Origin of the sequence: Enterobacter sp. FUJ80071 (genome assembly GCF_038739915.1) — a bacterium.
Classification (GTDB): Bacteria; Pseudomonadota; Gammaproteobacteria; order Enterobacterales; family Enterobacteriaceae; genus Enterobacter; species Enterobacter kobei.
In genome coordinates this window covers 873,783-891,134 of record NZ_JBBXKH010000001.1, presented here as the reverse complement: position 1 = coordinate 891,134, position 17,352 = coordinate 873,783, and the positions used below count along the sequence as shown (strand labels likewise).

The 17,352-nt window shown below is 54.9% G+C and carries 17 protein-coding genes; 3 read left to right on the top strand and 14 right to left on the bottom strand.

Features of this window, described 5'->3' with window-relative positions:
• Positions 1–23 precede the first annotated feature (23 nt).
• Positions 24–1,742, top strand: coding sequence for a proline--tRNA ligase (gene proS / locus AAER43_RS04160; protein ID WP_050861686.1), 1,719 nt, complete (start codon positions 24–26; stop codon positions 1,740–1,742).
• Positions 1,743–1,789: 47 nt separating this feature from the next.
• On the opposite strand, the gene nlpE is transcribed toward proS, so the two are convergent.
• From nlpE to AAER43_RS04145, 3 genes are read right to left on the bottom strand one after another with little or no spacing between them, the layout of a single operon-like run.
• Positions 1,790–2,488, bottom strand: a complete 699-nt coding sequence (gene nlpE / locus AAER43_RS04155) for an envelope stress response activation lipoprotein NlpE (protein WP_050861687.1) — start codon at positions 2,486–2,488, stop codon at positions 1,790–1,792.
• A 34-nt stretch (positions 2,489–2,522) separates the two neighbouring features.
• Positions 2,523–2,945 carry an alternative ribosome rescue aminoacyl-tRNA hydrolase ArfB gene (arfB, locus tag AAER43_RS04150; protein ID WP_014882646.1) on the bottom strand — a complete coding sequence of 141 codons (423 nt, stop codon included), beginning with the start codon at positions 2,943–2,945 and terminating at the stop codon, positions 2,523–2,525.
• A complete protein-coding gene (locus AAER43_RS04145) occupies positions 2,942–3,487 on the bottom strand; it encodes a YaeQ family protein (protein WP_023339027.1) in 546 nt (181 codons plus the stop codon). Before AAER43_RS04145 ends, arfB begins: the two co-directional genes overlap by 4 nt.
• 195 nt (positions 3,488–3,682) lie before the next feature.
• Between AAER43_RS04145 and AAER43_RS04140 the strand changes: the two genes are divergently transcribed.
• Entirely contained in the window at positions 3,683–3,883 is a 201-nt protein-coding gene (locus AAER43_RS04140; RefSeq protein ID WP_008501889.1) for a YaeP family protein, read from the top strand.
• Entirely contained in the window at positions 3,870–4,130 is a 261-nt protein-coding gene (gene rof / locus AAER43_RS04135; protein ID WP_014882644.1) for a Rho-binding antiterminator, read from the top strand. The genes AAER43_RS04140 and rof overlap by 14 nt, the downstream gene beginning before the upstream one ends.
• A gap of 28 nt (positions 4,131–4,158) precedes the next feature.
• On the opposite strand, the gene tilS is transcribed toward rof, so the two are convergent.
• From tilS to skp, 11 genes are all read right to left on the bottom strand, one after another.
• Complete coding sequence (gene tilS, locus AAER43_RS04130) at positions 4,159–5,448, bottom strand: tRNA lysidine(34) synthetase TilS (RefSeq protein ID WP_057057752.1); 1,290 nt, start codon at positions 5,446–5,448, stop codon at positions 4,159–4,161.
• Between the two features lie 58 nt (positions 5,449–5,506).
• On the bottom strand, positions 5,507–5,896 hold the full coding sequence (locus AAER43_RS04125; RefSeq protein ID WP_047026691.1) for a VOC family protein: 390 nt from the start codon (positions 5,894–5,896) through the stop codon (positions 5,507–5,509).
• A gap of 65 nt (positions 5,897–5,961) precedes the next feature.
• Positions 5,962–8,094: a lysine decarboxylase LdcC gene (locus AAER43_RS04120; RefSeq protein ID WP_050861689.1), complete on the bottom strand. Its 2,133-nt coding sequence runs from the start codon at positions 8,092–8,094 to the stop codon at positions 5,962–5,964.
• Between the two features lie 100 nt (positions 8,095–8,194).
• On the bottom strand, positions 8,195–9,154 hold the full coding sequence (gene accA, locus AAER43_RS04115) for an acetyl-CoA carboxylase carboxyl transferase subunit alpha (RefSeq protein ID WP_013095666.1): 960 nt from the start codon (positions 9,152–9,154) through the stop codon (positions 8,195–8,197).
• 12 nt (positions 9,155–9,166) lie between these two features.
• Positions 9,167–12,649 (bottom strand): DNA polymerase III subunit alpha, encoded by a 3,483-nt coding sequence (gene dnaE / locus AAER43_RS04110; protein WP_023336775.1) that lies wholly within the window; start codon positions 12,647–12,649, stop codon positions 9,167–9,169.
• A 38-nt stretch (positions 12,650–12,687) separates the two neighbouring features.
• The gene (rnhB, locus tag AAER43_RS04105) at positions 12,688–13,284 is read right to left on the bottom strand and encodes a ribonuclease HII (RefSeq protein ID WP_023336774.1); all 597 of its coding nucleotides are present in this window, start codon (positions 13,282–13,284) and stop codon (positions 12,688–12,690) included.
• Positions 13,281–14,429, bottom strand: coding sequence for a lipid-A-disaccharide synthase (lpxB, locus tag AAER43_RS04100; protein ID WP_023332133.1), 1,149 nt, complete (start codon positions 14,427–14,429; stop codon positions 13,281–13,283). The genes rnhB and lpxB overlap by 4 nt, the downstream gene beginning before the upstream one ends.
• Positions 14,429–15,217: an acyl-ACP--UDP-N-acetylglucosamine O-acyltransferase gene (gene lpxA, locus AAER43_RS04095; protein WP_014882637.1), complete on the bottom strand. Its 789-nt coding sequence runs from the start codon at positions 15,215–15,217 to the stop codon at positions 14,429–14,431. The genes lpxB and lpxA overlap by 1 nt, the downstream gene beginning before the upstream one ends.
• A 3-nt stretch (positions 15,218–15,220) precedes the next feature.
• On the bottom strand, positions 15,221–15,676 hold the full coding sequence (gene fabZ / locus AAER43_RS04090; RefSeq protein WP_010426706.1) for a 3-hydroxyacyl-ACP dehydratase FabZ: 456 nt from the start codon (positions 15,674–15,676) through the stop codon (positions 15,221–15,223).
• A gap of 102 nt (positions 15,677–15,778) precedes the next feature.
• The gene (gene lpxD / locus AAER43_RS04085; protein ID WP_045134605.1) at positions 15,779–16,804 is read right to left on the bottom strand and encodes a UDP-3-O-(3-hydroxymyristoyl)glucosamine N-acyltransferase; all 1,026 of its coding nucleotides are present in this window, start codon (positions 16,802–16,804) and stop codon (positions 15,779–15,781) included.
• Between the two features lie 3 nt (positions 16,805–16,807).
• Positions 16,808–17,302 carry a molecular chaperone Skp gene (gene skp, locus AAER43_RS04080; RefSeq protein ID WP_014882635.1) on the bottom strand — a complete coding sequence of 165 codons (495 nt, stop codon included), beginning with the start codon at positions 17,300–17,302 and terminating at the stop codon, positions 16,808–16,810.
• Positions 17,303–17,352: the final 50 nt, after the last annotated feature.

Below are 17,352 nucleotides of genomic sequence, written 5' to 3'. Positions count from 1 at the left end.
CGTCGAAATGGAACCGTAACAACATGCGTACTAGCCAATATCTGCTCTCCACTCTGAAGGAGACGCCTGCCGACGCCGAAGTGATCAGCCATCAGCTGATGCTGCGCGCCGGGATGATCCGCAAGCTGGCCTCCGGGTTATATACCTGGCTGCCGACCGGCGTGCGCGTCCTGAAAAAAGTCGAAAACATCGTGCGTGAAGAGATGAACAACGCCGGTGCTATCGAGGTGTCCATGCCGGTGGTTCAGCCCGCTGACCTGTGGCAGGAGAGCGGCCGTTGGGAACAATATGGCCCAGAGCTGCTGCGCTTCGTCGATCGCGGCGAGCGTCCATTCGTTCTCGGCCCAACGCATGAAGAGGTCATTACCGACCTGATCCGTAACGAGCTGAGCTCTTACAAACAGCTGCCGCTGAACTTCTTCCAGATTCAGACCAAGTTCCGTGATGAAGTTCGTCCTCGTTTCGGGGTGATGCGCTCTCGCGAATTCCTGATGAAAGATGCTTACTCTTTCCATACCTCTCAGGAATCGCTGCAAGAGACCTACGACAAAATGTACGAGGCATACAGCAAAATCTTCTCCCGCATGGGTCTGGATTTCCGCGCTGTGCAGGCTGATACCGGCTCCATCGGTGGCAGCGCATCCCATGAATTCCAGGTACTGGCGCAGAGCGGTGAAGACGATGTGATCTTCTCGGACTCTTCAGATTACGCCGCGAACATCGAATTTGCGGAAGCGCTGGCACCAAAAGAACCACGTGGCGCTGCAACGCAGGAGATGACGCTGGTTGATACGCCAAACGCGAAAACCATTGCTGAGCTGGTTGAGCAGTTTGGTCTGCCGATTGAAAAAACCGTCAAAACGCTGCTGGTGAAATCTACCGAAGGCAGCGCTTACCCGCTGGTTGCCCTGCTGGTGCGTGGCGATCACGAGCTGAACGAAGTGAAAGCAGAGAAGCTGCCGCAGGTCGCGAGCCCGCTGACGTTTGCAACAGAAGCGGAAATCCGTGCCGTGGTCAATGCAGGTCCTGGCTCTCTCGGCCCGGTTAATTTGCCGGTTCCGGTTGTTATTGACCGCACTGTTGCTGTGATGAGCGACTTCTCCGCCGGCGCTAACATCGACGGTAAACATTACTTCGGTATTAACTGGGATCGCGACGTGGCGACGCCTGAAGTGGCAGACATCCGTAACGTGGTCGCAGGCGATCCAAGTCCGGACGGTCAGGGCACCCTGATGATTAAGCGCGGTATCGAAGTCGGTCACATCTTCCAGCTGGGTGACAAATACTCTCGCGCACTGAACGCCGCCGTTCAGGGTGAAGATGGCCGTAACCAGATCCTGACCATGGGCTGCTACGGTATCGGGGTCACTCGTGTGGTCGCGGCGGCCATTGAACAGAACTACGACGAGCGCGGCATCGTCTGGCCGGACAATATCGCTCCGTTCCAGGTTGCGATTCTGCCAATGAACATGCACAAATCCTACCGTGTGCAGGAACTGGCTGAGAAGCTGTACGCCGAGCTGCGTGCTCAGGGTATCGAAGTGCTGATGGATGACCGTAAAGAGCGTCCGGGCGTGATGTTCGCCGATATGGAACTGATTGGTATTCCACACACGGTGGTCATCGGTGACCGTAACCTCGACAGCGATGAGATCGAATACAAATACCGTCGTAGCGGCGAGAAACAGATGATCAAGACAGGCGATATTCTTGATTACCTGGTGAAAGCCATCAAAGCCTAAACAAAAAACCCCGCTCAGGCGGGGTTTTTTAATGGATAATCGTCAGCTTATTGACTGTTACAGTCTTTGCCTGCGATAAATTTCGCCTCTTTATCCACCACCAGCGTTTTCACGCTCTCTCCGCTATCCGGGTTTGGCTCCAGCGTAAAGTGACCATCTACGGTCAGCAATACCGGCTTGCTGTCATTGCCACGCGCCACGGCGTAATCACGTTCAAGCTGCGCGTTGTTCGCCACGCTGACTTTCTTACCCGTTGCACAGTCGGTAAAGATCGCCGCATCCGCCATATAGAAATACATACCCCGCATTGGCATCGGCGTAGCAGGCAGGGCCGCTTTCACCGGCGCAAGCGTATAATTGAACTGGGATTCAATCGGGTTGCCCTCGCGGTCGAGCATCTCCATCCCCTCACCTTTGGCGCGGAAATACGTTTTCTCACCCGTGGAATCCGTCAGGACCAGCTTTTCCGCTGTACGCGCCCAAGTTCCGTAGGTCGCAAACGAAGAGGGTTCTTTAGCGCCCTGATAACGCTGGTTCATAACCCAGGTGCCGTCTTTTTGCAGGAACAGGGACGTTTCGATGCCTTCACAGTCTGCACAAGGCAATACGCCGCGCCAGCTCTGCTGCATAGGCTTTAACGCTTCATTCTGCGAGGACTGCAAAACCTGCGTTTCAGAACGGTTGTTACACCCGAAAAGCGCAAACAGCGTACTCACTGCCAGCGCTGAAAATAATGCTTTTTTCACAATGAATTCCTTATGAAAAGTGTGTTCCCTTTCGTCACTCCATCGGGCGACGAACTTTACCGCGTAGTGCTTTCACTGTGGATTTTTGGGCTTTCGAGGACAACCGACGCTCTTTCGATGCGCGGGTTGGCCGCGTTGCCCGGCGGCTTTTTTGTACTGCTGTTAATTCTTTAATAACGGCCACCAGCCTGGCTATCGCCGCTTCCCGGTTTAACTCCTGGCTGCGGTACTCCTGGGCTTTAATCACAATCACACCTTCGCTGGTGATCAGATGATGGCTGGCAGCAAGCAGACTCTCTTTATAATACTCTGGCAGGCTTGATGCCCGAATGTCAAAACGCAAATGGATCGCCGTTGACGCCTTATTGACGTGCTGTCCACCCGCCCCCTGAGCACGGATGGCGGTGATCTCCAGCTCATTATCAGGGATGCTGACGTTTCGGGACAAAACAATCATGACGCAGGCTGCCAGGCCGCCAGATGAATTTCCAGATTATTCTGAGAATCAGAGAGCCAGATGGCGCCGTCCTGAATGGTTGCCTGCAGCACCATCGTCCGGCCGGCAAACTCACTGAGCTGCGCCAGCTGTTCATCATCCAGATACCAGACGGTGAGATTTTTATACTGCGCACATTTATTCTTGTTTTGTTGCCACCAGATCTCCGCCGCGCGCTGGTTATAGGCGAATAACGCCACTTCAGCGGACTGGGTACAGGCCTTTTTAATCCGACGCTCGTCCGGCAGACCGAGCTCGATCCACAGGTCGATGCCCAGGTGATCGTTTCGCAGCCAGGCTTCTGGCTCGTCCTCTGCGCTTAAGCCGCGGGTAAACTGCAGCCGCTCGTTGGCATATTTAATCCACGCCAGCAGGCGCAGCATCATACGCTCCTGGGTTTCGGAGGGGTGGCGCGCCAGCGTCAGCGACGCATCCAGAAACTGGTTGCGATCAAGATCGGCCACATTGACCACTGCTTTATAAATTGTCGCTTTAAGCGCCATGAGAGAACTCCATTCGAATCAGGGGCACATTGTAGCGAAAACAGAGGCAAAAGGCTGTCACGCGGTGATAAATCACACCTGTCAAGGCGCTGATATTGCTTAAATGAGTATGGTATAGTCACCTTGCTAAACCGAGTTTATCTTCGTAGGCTTAATGATATCTCACAGTAAGTCAGTGCGCTGGCGGGAGGGGATGTGAATAATTATTGTGAGTTAATTCGCAAACGGTATGCGGAAATCGCCAGCGGAGATCTGGGGTATGTCCCGGACGCGTTGGGCTGTGTATTGAAAGTGCTTAATGAAGTGGCCTCTGATGAGAGCCTTTCAGAGTCGGTCAGGGAAAAAGCAGCGTACGCTGCGGCGAATTTACTGGTGAGCGATTATGTCGATGAATGATACTTATCAACCCATCAATTGTGATGACTATGACAACCTCGAACTCGCCTGCCAGCATCATTTAATACTGACGCTGGAGCTAAAAGATGGCGAAGTATTGAAGGCAAAAGCCAGCGATCTGGTTTCACGTAAAAACGTGGAATATCTGGTTGTTGAAGACGGCAGTGCAACGCGTGAGCTACGTCTGGATAAAATAGCCAGCTTCAGCCACCCGCAAATCGGCACAGTCGTGGTGAGCGAATCCTGATGACACTTACGGGCAGCCTGGCTGCCCGTTACATTTTCTGCCAATCAAAACTGACCCCTTCTTCTGACCATCCCTCTTCCGTGATGAAAACCCCGGCAGCAGCCATCAACGTTTCACCGTAAAACAGCAGTGGCGTGGTATCACGTCGCCACGGCGGCACGCTGCACTCCTGCCATATCTTCTTAAGCTTCCGTCCCCCGTTGCGCCCGACAATATGCAGCAAACCACCAGCCTTGAAGCGTACGGTTACCGGCTCACCAGGCTTCGGCAGACGCACATGACCGGACGGGCTCAAAGAGACGCTCCCTGCATCACAGGGCAATATCAGCGGTACCTCTGGCGACGCCCAGTCGAGTACCACCTCAGTCAGTGAAGGCGTGGATTTGACCCGCCAGAGTTTGCCTTTATAGCGCCTGACCTCAAAACCATTCAGATACACGCAGGGGGAAGCATCTTCCCGCGCCTGCGCGACTTCGTCCCAGATCCGGCTCAGCATCGCCCGCGACGGCATCGCTGCATGATGAGTAGCCAGCCAGCGGCGTAACAGTGCGGCGCGGCGCACCGGGCTCATCGCCTCCAGGGGCGCTATCGCCAGTGCTCCGTCTTCAGAAATCAGGTCAGCCAGATCCGCACTCAACAGTTCATCCAGCAACAATTCCTGTTCAGCACACAGTATGGCGCTTCTCGCTGTCGCGTCGGCGAAATGCGGCCAGCGCTCGCTCAACAGCGGCAGGATGCGCAGGCGCAGGAAATTACGATCGTAACTGTCGTCCTGGTTACTCTCGTCTTCTATCCAGTTCAGCTGATATTCCCGCGCCCAGGCTTCCAGCGACGCCCGCGTCTCGCCCAGCAGCGGGCGCAGCAATTGCGTCCCGGCAAACTCAGATCGTGCAGGCATGGCGGACAGCCCCGCCGGTCCGCTTCCCCGCTTAAGCGCCAGCAAAAAAGTTTCGCACTGATCGTCCAGATGCTGAGCCGTGACCAGCGCTTCGCCAGGAAGTAATGCCGCGGAAAAAGCGGCATAGCGGGCTTTCCGCGCCTGTGCCTCGATGCCCTTCCCCTCATCAATGAGCGTGACGCGCTCAGCGATGAACGGGATCGCCCAGGCCGCACACAAGGCTTCACAGTGCGCCACCCACTCCTCAGCGTGAGGACTTAATCCATGATGGATGTGCATAGCCCGAAGCTGGACGTCAGGCTCCCGGTCGCGCCAGCGTTTCAGGCGATGGAGCAGAACGGTGGAATCCAGGCCACCGCTAAACCCCACCAGCAGCTGGCGGTACGGTGAAACAGCTTGTGCGATAGCGGGTAAGGTCATAGGAAATTACACATAAAAAATGCCCGAACTGAGCGGGCATTATCACACAGGACAAACATTACTGCTGGTAAAGCTCCAGCGGCAAACCATCCGGGTCGTTAAAAAAGGTAAAACGCTTGTCGGTGAAGGGATCGACACGGATCGGTTCACACGTCACGCCGCGCGCTTCCAGATGTTTTACTGCGTTATCCAGATCATCAACGCTGAAGGCAAGATGGCGCAGTCCACAGGCTTCCGGGCGCGACGGGCGCGCAGGCGGGAAGGGAAAAGAGAACAGCTCAATCACATATTGCCCGTTTAAAGCGAGATCCCCCTTCCAGGAGTCACGCTCCTCGCGGTAGGCCTCGCTCAACAGCGTAAAGCCAAGAATGTCACAATAGAAGGCCTTACTTTTCGCGTAATCGGTAGCAATGATCGCAATATGGTGAACCGCTTTTAAACCCAGCATAGCTTCTCCTTTTTATGATGCCTGAACGTTACAACCGAGAACCCGCACCTGGCAAGCGGTCACCCTTATTTTAGGACTCGCACCCAGTAAACGCCGTGCTCATCGCGCTTCGCACCATGAATATCCGTCTCGAAACCCGGATAGTGACGCCCCACCGAACAGAGCATCAGCAGAAAATCGAGCACTGCCCGGCTCTCCTCGGTGATCATTTCCCCCGGCATCAGCAGCGGTACACCCGGTGGGTAAGGCAGGATCATATTGGCCGACACGCGCCCGACCAGATTTTCCAGCTCAACGGTTTCTACCTCACCTTTTACCTGCCGCTGCCAGGCCTTGTGAGGCGTCAGCTTCATGTCAGGCAGGACGTCAAACGCCTGAAGCATGAGGCGCGGCAGATCGTGCTGGCGGATCAATCTGTGGATCCCCTGGGCCAGATCCTGAATGCGCATATTGCGGTAGAAGTCAGGATCTTCCGCGTAGAGATCCGGCAGCATGTTCTTCACCCGCAGGTTGAGATCGTAGGCACGCTTAAACTCCATCAGCCCGCGCAGCAGACCCATTGCCCGGGTTTTATCGATCCCGATACTGAACAGGAACAACAAATTATAGGGGCCGGTCTTCTCCACTACCACGCCGCGCTCATCAAGGAACTTCGCCACCAGCGCGGCGGGAATACCTTCATCACCCATTACACCCTGCTCGTCCATGCCAGGCGTCAGGATCGTCACCTTAACCGGATCGAGGAACATGTGGTCCGCATCGGCATCGCGGAAGCCGTGCCAGCTCTCCCCAGGCGCAACGGGCCAGCACTCGGCCTCGTCGATCTCTTCCGGCTGCCAGATATCAAAGAACCAGCCGTCTGCCTCATCTTTCAGCCGCTGGACCTCTTTACGGAAATGCAGCGCCCGCTCCACCGAGCGGTTTATCAGGCGTTTACCCGGGTTGCCGCGCAGCATCGCCGCCGCGGTTTCGATAGATGCCACCAGCGGATAGCTCGGTGAGGTGGTGGTATGCATCATAAAGGCTTCGTTGAAGGTATCCTCGTCGTACTCGCCTTTGATGTGAATAAGAGACGCTTGGGAAAAGGCGGCCAGCATTTTGTGGGTCGATTGCGTTTCGAAGAACACTTTGCCCGGCACGCGCTCGCCGCTCATCCCGCTCTTACCCGAATAAATCGGGTGAAAATTGGTATAAGGCACCCACGCAGAATCGAAGTGGATCGACGGCACGTCCAGCGTCTGCTTGATCCAGTTGGTGTTGTATAACAGGCCGTCATAGGTGGAATTGGTGATCACCGCATGAACAGGCCAGCTTGCGCCAGGGATCGCCGCAACTTTCTTTTCAATGGTTTGATGCGTGAACTCCCGGCGTGGGATGCCGCCGAGAATCCCCAGCGCGTTACGCGTAGGCGATAACCAGAGCGGCACCACGTCGCTCATCATCAGCAGGTGCGCCAGCGATTTATGGCAGTTACGGTCAATCAGCAGCGTGCTGCCCGCAGGCGCAGCGTACATCCCGACGATTTTGTTCGAGGTCGAGGTGCCGTTGGTCACCATATAGCTCTGCTCAGCGCCAAAGGTGCGGGCAATATACTCCTCGGCCTCCAGATGCGGGCCGGTATGATCCAGTAGAGAGCCCAGTTCCGTGACCGAAATTGACACGTCCGCTTTCAGCGTGTTGCCCCCGAAAAAATCATAGAACAGACATCCTACAGGGCTTTTTTGATAGGCTGTTCCGGCCATATGCCCTGGCGTGCAGAAGGTGTATTTCCCCTCTTTCACATAGGTAAAAAGCGCGCGGGTAAAGGGCGGCGTAATGTTATCGAGGTATTCACCCGTGTACTGCTGAATGCGGGTCGCGATATCTTCCGCCACGCCGAGAGAATATTCAAAGAACCACAGCGCCATCCGCATATCATGCGCGCTGACGTCCATGGTCGAGTGGGTATTGATAAAGGCATACAGCGGGAGATATTCGTTCAGCTTGTTGATCTCGCTGCACAGCTCCAGATCGTATTCGTCCCAGTCGAAGATCACGCCACAGATTCGCGGGTTATGCTCAATAAACTTCAGCAGGTCGGCGCTGTTGTGCGGCCAGATGAGCTGATACCCGCGCGACTGAAGGGCTTGCTCCAGCTCCTTGATGGGCTCGTCTTTATAAAAGACGCCGTGCGGCCCCATAATGGCAATGATGTTCACGGTCTACCTCCTTGAAAAACATTAGCTAAGCATAGTTAAGGTAAACGGCGGGTATAAAAAAAGCCGCAACATTGTGCGGCTTTTCAGATAATTGTGAAGCTTACGCGTAGCCGTAAGTCATCAGACGCTGATAACGACGGTTGAGCAGGTCTTCTTTGCTCAGGACGTCCAGATCGGCCAGGTCAGCCAGCAGCTGGGCTTTCAGGGAAGCAGCCATCACTTCCGGCTTACGATGCGCGCCACCCAGCGGTTCCGGGATCACGGTATCGATCAGCTTCAGCTCTTTCAGACGTGGGGCAATGATGCCCATCGCTTCTGCGGCCAGCGGCGCTTTATCAGCGCTTTTCCACAGAATGGACGCACAGCCTTCCGGAGAGATAACGGAATAGGTGCTGTACTGCAGCATATTCACTTTATCGCCCACGCCAATGGCCAGCGCACCACCTGAACCACCTTCACCGATGACGGTACAGATGACCGGCACCTTCAGGCGGGACATCTCGCGCAGGTTACGGGCGATGGCTTCAGACTGACCGCGCTCTTCCGCGCCCACGCCAGGGTATGCACCCGGGGTGTCGATGAAGGTGATGATTGGCATGTTGAAACGCTCAGCCATCTCCATCAGACGCAGGGCCTTGCGGTAGCCTTCAGGTGCAGGCATACCGAAGTTACGACGGATTTTCTCTTTGGTTTCACGCCCTTTCTGATGACCAATGATCATCACCGGGCGTCCGTCCAGACGCGCGATACCGCCGACGATAGCTTTGTCGTCAGCGTATGCGCGATCGCCTGCCAGTTCGTCAAATTCGTCAAACGCCAGGCGGACATAATCCAGGGTGTACGGACGCTGTGGATGACGCGCCAGTTGGGCGATCTGCCATGCGCCGAGATCGGCAAAGATTTTGCGCGTCAGCTCTACGCTTTTTTCACGCAGACGATGCACTTCTTCGTCGATGTTAATATCCAGTTTTTCATCCTGACGGCTTACCGCTGTCAGAGAATCGATTTTCGCTTCCAGCTCAGCAATCGGCTGTTCGAAATCAAGGAAATTCAGACTCATAGTATTCCTGTATTAGTCAAACTCCAGTTCCACCTGCTCCGAACCAATGAGGCCACGGAGATCGTTCAATAAACGATCGCTCGGAGAGACACGCCACGTTGCACCAAAGCGCAACCGCGCACGTGCATCCGCCCTCTGATAGTAGAGATGTACTGGAATTGTCCCCGAGCGGTGGGGTTCCAGAGACTGACGGAGTCGGTTTAAAAGCTGGTCATCAATTTGCCTGTCCGTCAGCGAGATAGCAAGCCCGCGAGCATATTTTTCCCGGGCTTCGTCAATGTCCATCACTTCGCGGGCGGTCATTTTAAGCCCCCCGCTGAAGTCATCAAAGCTGACCTGTCCGCTGACGATAAGTATGCGGTCTTTTTCCAGCAATTGCTGGTATTTATCCAGCGCGTCGGTGAACAACATCACCTCCAGACGCCCGGAACGGTCATCCAACGTACAGATGCCGATACGATTGCCGCGCTTGGTGACCATAACCCTTGCAGCAATCACGAGCCCCGCAGCCGTGGTAATTTTACCACGTTCTGTCGGATGCATGTCTTTTAGCCTGTGGCCGCCGACATAGCGCTCAATTTCTTTGATGTACTGGTTGATCGGGTGACCCGTCAGGTACAAGCCTAACGTTTCACGCTCGCCATCCAGCACGACCTGTTCTGGCCACGGCTGGCAGTTAGAATACGACTGCTCAATCTGCTCCGGCTCCTCCGCCAGCACACCGAACATATCTGCCTGCCCAATGGCTTCCGCTTTCGCGTGCTGGTCCGCCGCTTTCAGGGCATCGCCGAGGGAGTTCATCAACGCAGCGCGGTGCGGCCCCAGCCTGTCGAACGCGCCGGACATGATCAGCTTTTCCAGTACGCGGCGGTTCAGTTTTTTGGTATCGGTACGGGCGCACAGATCGAACAGCTCGCGGAAATAGCCGCCGTTGTTACGCGCTTCGATGATCGCCTCGATCGGCCCTTCACCCACGCCCTTGATCGCACCGATCCCGTAAACGATCTCCCCGTCGTCGTTGACGTGGAAATGGTAAAGCCCCGAGTTAATATCCGGCGGCAGGATCTTGAGCCCCATGCGCCAGCACTCATCCACCAGGCCAACGACCTTCTCGGTGTTATCCATATCGGCAGTCATTACCGCCGCCATAAATTCAGCAGGATAGTGCGCTTTCAGCCACAGCGTCTGGTATGAGACTAGCGCATAGGCGGCAGAGTGGGATTTGTTAAATCCGTACCCGGCGAATTTCTCCACCAGGTCGAAGATTTTCATCGCCAGCTCGCCGTCAACGCCGTTTTTCTTCGCACCGTCTTCAAAGATGGAGCGCTGCTTGGCCATCTCTTCCGGTTTTTTCTTCCCCATAGCACGACGCAGCATGTCCGCGCCGCCGAGGGTATAACCAGAAAGCACCTGAGCAATCTGCATGACCTGTTCCTGGTACAGGATGATGCCGTAGGTCGGCTCCAGTACCGGTTTCAGGCTTTCATGCTGCCACTGCACGTCCGGGTAGGAAATCTCTTCGCGACCGTGCTTACGGTCGATAAAGTTATCTACCATCCCCGACTGCAGCGGCCCCGGGCGGAACAGCGCCACCAGTGCGATCATATCTTCGAAGCAGTCAGGCTGCAGGCGCTTGATCAGGTCCTTCATGCCGCGGGATTCAAGCTGGAAGACCGCGGTGGTCTCCGAGCGCTGCAGCATGTCGAAACTTTTCTTGTCATCCAGCGGGATGGCAGCAATGTCTATCGGTTCAAGGCCCTGCTTTTCCCGGCGCGGGTTGATCATCTTCAGTGCCCAGTCGATGATCGTCAGCGTACGCAGGCCGAGGAAGTCAAACTTCACCAGCCCGGCGTATTCCACGTCGTTCTTATCAAACTGAGTGACTGGATGCTCACCCGCTTCATCGCAGTAGAGCGGCGCGAAGTCGGTAATTTTGGTCGGAGCAATAACCACGCCACCTGCATGCTTACCGGCGTTACGCGTGACGCCTTCCAGCTTGCGCGCCATGTCGATCAGGGCTTTGACTTCTTCGTCAGCTTCGTAGATTTCCGGCAGCTGAGGTTCGGCTTCAAACGCTTTTGCCAGCGTCATGCCCGGATCGGGCGGCACCAGCTTAGAAATACGATCGACGAAACCGTACGGGTGGCCGAGTACACGACCCACGTCGCGGATAACCGCTTTCGCCGCCATGGTACCGAAGGTAATGATCTGCGATACCGCGTCACGGCCATACATGTCCGCTACGTGCTCGATCACCTGATCGCGTTTCTCCATGCAGAAGTCGACGTCGAAGTCGGGCATGGAAACACGTTCCGGGTTGAGGAAACGTTCGAACAGCAGGTCGAATTCCAGCGGATCGAGGTCGGTAATTTTTAATGCATACGCCACCAGCGAGCCCGCACCGGAGCCACGGCCCGGACCTACCGGTACGCCGTTATCCTTCGACCACTGAATGAACTCCATAACGATCAGGAAGTAGCCGGGGAAGCCCATCTGGTTGATAACCTGAAGCTCTATATCCAGACGCTCGTCATACTCCGGACGACGTTTTTTACGTTCTTCTTCATCCGGGAAGAGGAATTCGAGACGCTCTTCCAGACCCTCCTTCGATTTCATGACCAGGAAATCTTCCGTCGTCATGTCACCCGTCGGGAATTGCGGCAGGAAGTATTCGCCGAGGCGCACGGTGACGTTACAGCGCTTGGCAATCTCTACGCTGTTTTCCAGCGCTTCAGGGATATCGGAAAAGAGCTCGCACATCTCCTCTTCGCTGCGCATATACTGCTGCGATGAGTAATTACGCGGGCGCTTTGGATCGTCAAGGGTGAAGCCATCATGGATCGCCACACGAATTTCGTGGGCGTCAAAATCGCCGGATTCCAGGAAACGCACATCATTCGTCGCCACCACGGGCAAACCGCGCTCTTCAGCCAGCGCAACAGCGGCGTGCAGATAGCTCTCTTCGTCCTGGCGGCCGGTGCGGATCAATTCCAGATAGTAACGATCCGGGAAATATTCTTCATAAAACGAGACGCACTGATCCACCAGCGCGCTGTTGCCACGCAGCAGGCATTTGCCGACGTCGCCCATGCGGCCACCGGAGATCAGCAGCAGCCCTTCGTTCAGTTCCGCCAGCCAGTCCCGGTCGATCCACGGGCCCAGCGCACCATAGCCGCGCTGATAGGCTTTCGAAATAAGCAGAGTGAGGTTCTGGTAGCCCGTGTTGTTCATAGCCAGCACGGAAATTTGCGTCAGTTCATCGCCGATGAGATCGCTCTGCACATGAAAATCCGCACCGACGACAGGCTTCATCCCCGCGCCATGTGCCGTTCCGTAGAACTTCACCAGGCCACACAGGTTGGTAAAATCGGTGATCGCCAGCGCAGGCATGCCAAGCGCGGCCGCCTTTTTTACCAGCGGCCCGGTCTTCGCCAGCCCATCGATCATGGAGTAGTCGCTATGCACCCGCAGGTGTACGAAACGTGGTTCAGCCATCTTCAGATTCCGCGTTACTTAATTGCTTGCGTATTGATTCAGGACACCCGTCCCAGCGCGCGTTTCACCGGGCCAAAGCTGCGCCGGTGATGTTCAGTTGCGCCATGTTCAGCCAGCTTTTCCAGATGGAAAGCCGTAGGATACCCCTTGTGCTGGGCGAAGCCATACTGAGGGTAAGTGAGATCCAGCGCGGCCATTTCAGCGTCGCGTGTCACCTTGGCAATAATAGATGCTGCGCTGATCTCGGCGACACGGCTATCGCCTTTGACGACCGCCATCGAAGGCATCGGCAGTGCCGGACAGCGGTTGCCGTCAACCAGGACATATTCCGGGGCAATTTTCAGGCCCGCTACCGCGCGCTGCATGGCCAGCATTGTAGCATGCAAAATATTCAACTCGTCGATTTCATGCGGCTCAGCGCGCCCCAGGCTCCAGGCCAGAGCCTTCTCCTGAATCTCACTGAACAGGGCCAGTCGACGTTTTTCGGATAATTTTTTTGAGTCGTTTAGCCCGACGATCGGGCGGGCGGGATCGAGGATCACCGCGGCGGTCACAACAGCCCCCACTAACGGGCCACGACCGACTTCGTCCACCCCTGCCACAAGATGCGTGTGAGGGTATACAAATTCCATCATTTTGCTAACTCCAGAACTGCATCGGCCGCTTGCTCATCTGCATTGCAGCGGATCAGTTGATGCAGTTCACGGAAGGTATCATGCATCTGGTGGCTGGTCTTGCCGTTGGCGAGCAGCGGCAGCAGGGCCTCCGCCAGCGCCTGAGGCTGGCACTCATCCTGTAAGAGCTCTTTTACCAGCTCGCGCCCGGCAAGCAGGTTTGGCAGGGAAACATAATCCGTTTTCACCAGACGTTTTGCCAGCCAGAAGGTAAACGGCTTCATACGATAACCGACCACCATCGGGCATTTCGCCAGCATACATTCCAGCGCAGCCGTGCCAGAGGCCAGCAGTGCGGCATCGCTCGCAAACATCGCTTCCCGACCTTTCCCGTCCAGCAGGCGGACGTGAAGATCCGGGGCGACTTCCGCTTTAATGCGTTCGAACTGCTCGCGGCGTTTGGCATTCACCAGCGGCACGACCACTTCAAGATCGGGATACGTCTTGCGAAGAATCTGCGCGGTTTTCAGGAAATCAGCGCTCAGCATCTCCACTTCTGCGCCACGGCTTCCTGGCAGCAATGCCAGACAGTGCACATCATGAGGGATACCGAGCACGTCGCGCGCCGCGTTTTTATCCGGATCCAGCGGCATCGCATCCGCCATGGTATGACCGATAAAACGGCACGGAACATTAAATTTGTCGTAAAACGCTTTTTCGAAAGGCAGAAAAGCCAGCACCAGGTTGGTGGACCGTCCAATTTTGAAAACGCGTTTCTGTCGCCACGCCCAAACGGACGGACTGACGTAATGAATGGTTTTGATGCCCTGCTTTTTCAGATTACCTTCGAGGGTAATGTTGAAGTCGGGTGCATCGATACCGACAAACACATCGGGTTTGAGCTCGGTAAAGCGGCGGGTAAGATCGGCACGAATATGCAGCAAGCGTCGCAAACGCCCCAGCACCTCAACAATGCCCATCACGGCCAGCTCTTCCATTTCATACCAGGCTTCACAGCCTTCGGCCTGCATCAGCGGGCCAGCCACGCCAACAAAGCGGGCGTTAGGTACGCGAGCTTTGAGCGCGCGGATGAGACCGGCACCAAGAATATCGCCGGAGGTTTCTCCGGCGACCAGGGCTATCGTAAGCGGACGACTGTCGACCATTAACGAATCAGACCCCTTGTTGAACGGTCAAAGAACTCCATGAACGCGTTCACTTCCGGGAACTTATCCGCCAGTTCGGCAATGTCCGGCTTCGCCTCTTCCAGCGTTTTACCGCTACGGTACAGCAGTTTGTACGCGTTACGGATGGCAGTAATCGCTTCGCGACTAAAACCACGACGCTTGAGGCCTTCGATGTTCACGCCAAACGGCGTGGCATGGTTGCCCTGCGCAATCACATACGGTGGGACGTCCTGCGCCACACCGGAGCAGCCACCGACCATCACGTGTGCACCAATGATGCAGAACTGATGGACTGCGGTCATGCCGCCAATAATTGCGAAGTCATCAACAGATACGTGTCCTGCCAGCGTTGCGTTGTTGGCAAGAATACAGCGATCGCCCACGGTACAGTCATGCGCAATATGCGCATTCACCATAAACAGGTTATCGCTACCCACCTTCGTCAACCCACCACCCTGTACTGTTCCACGATGAATGGTGACGCTTTCGCGAATACGGTTACGATCGCCAATTTCCAGACGGGTCGACTCACCAGCATATTTCAGATCCTGGTTAACTTCGCCGATGGAAGCGAACTGATAGATCTCGTTATTGCTGCCAATGGTCGTATGACCATTCACGACAACGTGAGATTTCAGTACTGTACCCTCACCAATTTCGACATTGGGTCCAACAATACAGAACGGGCCAATGTGAACGTTGGCACCAATGATGGCGCCGGTTTCCACAATAGCAGTAGGATGAATAAAGGCGGATTTATCAATCACGTATCAGGACTCCCGGCTACGAGCACACATCATCGTCGCTTCGCAAACAACTTTGCCGTCAACCAGCGCTACGCCTTTGAAGCGAGTCAGGCCACGACGCGTTTTTTCAAAAGTGACTTCCATGATCATCTGATCACCAGGCACGACAGGACGCTTAAAGCGCGCTTCATCAATACCTGCGAAGTAATAGAGTTCACCTGGCTCCAGTTTACCGACGCTTTTAAACGCCAGAATACCGGTAGCCTGAGCCATCGCTTCCAGAATCAACACACCCGGGAAGATAGGCTTACCCGGGAAGTGTCCCTGGAAGAACGGTTCGTTCACGGAAACATTTTTCACTGCGCGCAGAAAACGACCTTCTTCAAAATCCAGCACACGGTCTACCAGCAAAAACGGGTAGCGGTGCGGCAGAAGTTCTAAAATCTCTTCAATATGCAGAGTATGAGTGTCAGTAGTCAAAATACTCTTCCTGTCAAAATGTACTGATAACAATAATAACACGGCCTGCCGGTTTATTAGAAAGCCGACAGGCCGGGAAAGATAGCGTTAAACGGGTGACGTTTAGTCTTGTTGATCGATCTTACGCTCAAGAGACTTGAGTCGCTTGCTCATATCATCAATGTTCATCACCAGTGCTGCTGTTTTACGCCATACCTTGTTGGGTTGCAGCGGAATGCCCGAGGAATAGACGCCAGGTTCGGTGATCGGACGCATTACCATGCCCATGCCCGTCACCGTCACCTTGTCGCATATTTCCATGTGGCCATTAATCACGCTCGCACCGCCAATCATGCAATAACGACCAATTTTCAGGCTGCCCGCCATGATGACGCCCCCCGCAACTGCGGTATTGTCGCCAATCACAACGTTATGCGCAATCTGGCACTGGTTATCGATGATAACACCATTGCCAATGATCGTGTCGTCGAGTGCACCACGGTCGATCGTGGTACAGGCCCCAATCTCCACGCGATCGCCAATAATAACGCGACCAAGCTGCGGGATCTTAACCCAGTTACCGCGATCGTTCGCGTAACCAAAGCCATCAGAACCAATCACGGTGCTGGACTGGACGAGGCAATTTTCGCCGATTTCAACTTCATGATAAATGGACACATTGGCCCATAAACGGGTTCCTGCGCCGATTTTCGTATTTTTCCCAACGAAGCACCCCGGGCCAATCACGACGTTATCACCCAGCACAACGCCAGACTCGATAACCGCATTCGCACCAACGGCAACGTTGTTACCAAGCTTAGCCGTCGGATCGATTGCTGCACTGGCAGCAATGTTCTGAGCCGGTTGCGGCGTGGTATCAAGAATTTGAGCCATGCGTGCATACGTCAGGTAGGGGTTTTTCACTACCAGTGCACTTCCAGTGGCAAAGGGAAGATCGTCCTGCGTCAGAACAACAGCTGACGCCTGGCATTGAGCCAGTTGTTCACGGTACTTAGGGCTTACCATGAAGGTAATCGTGCCAGCTTTAGCAGATTGCATGGACGCAACAGCGGTGATGACGATATCGCCATCACCGTGTAATTCTGCATCCAACTGCTGAGCTAAATCAGCCAGTCGAATTGAAGGCATTACTTATTTAACCTGTTTCAGAACATCAGCGGTGATGTCTTTAACATCGCTGCTGTTGAAAGCAACGGCATTCGCATCAACAACCAGATCGATGCTCTGATCGGCAGCCACTGCTTTAACAGCAGTCTGAATGCGAGTGACCAGCTTGCCACGCTCTTCGTTAGAACGACGCTGACGATCCTGCTCGAAAGCCTGCGCTTTCTGAGAGAAGGTCTGGCGCTGAGCCATAACGTCTTTTTCCAGTTTGCTGCGATCGCTTGCTTTCATGGTAGAACCATCACGCTGCAGACGCTGCATTTTGGACTGAAGATCGCCTTCCATACGCTGCAGTTCGCTCGCACGGCCTTTGAATTCGTTTTCCAGCGTTGCAGAAACACCCGTTTTCTGTGCAACCTGCTGGAACAAATTACCCATGTTGACGATTGCGATTTTGTCTGCTGCCTGAGCAGAAGTTGCCATCGCTAAACCGAGACCTGCAGCTAATAACCACTTTTTCACAATTAACTCCTTACCATCCCATTGGCACCAGAAGGTACCGTTCTTTGCGT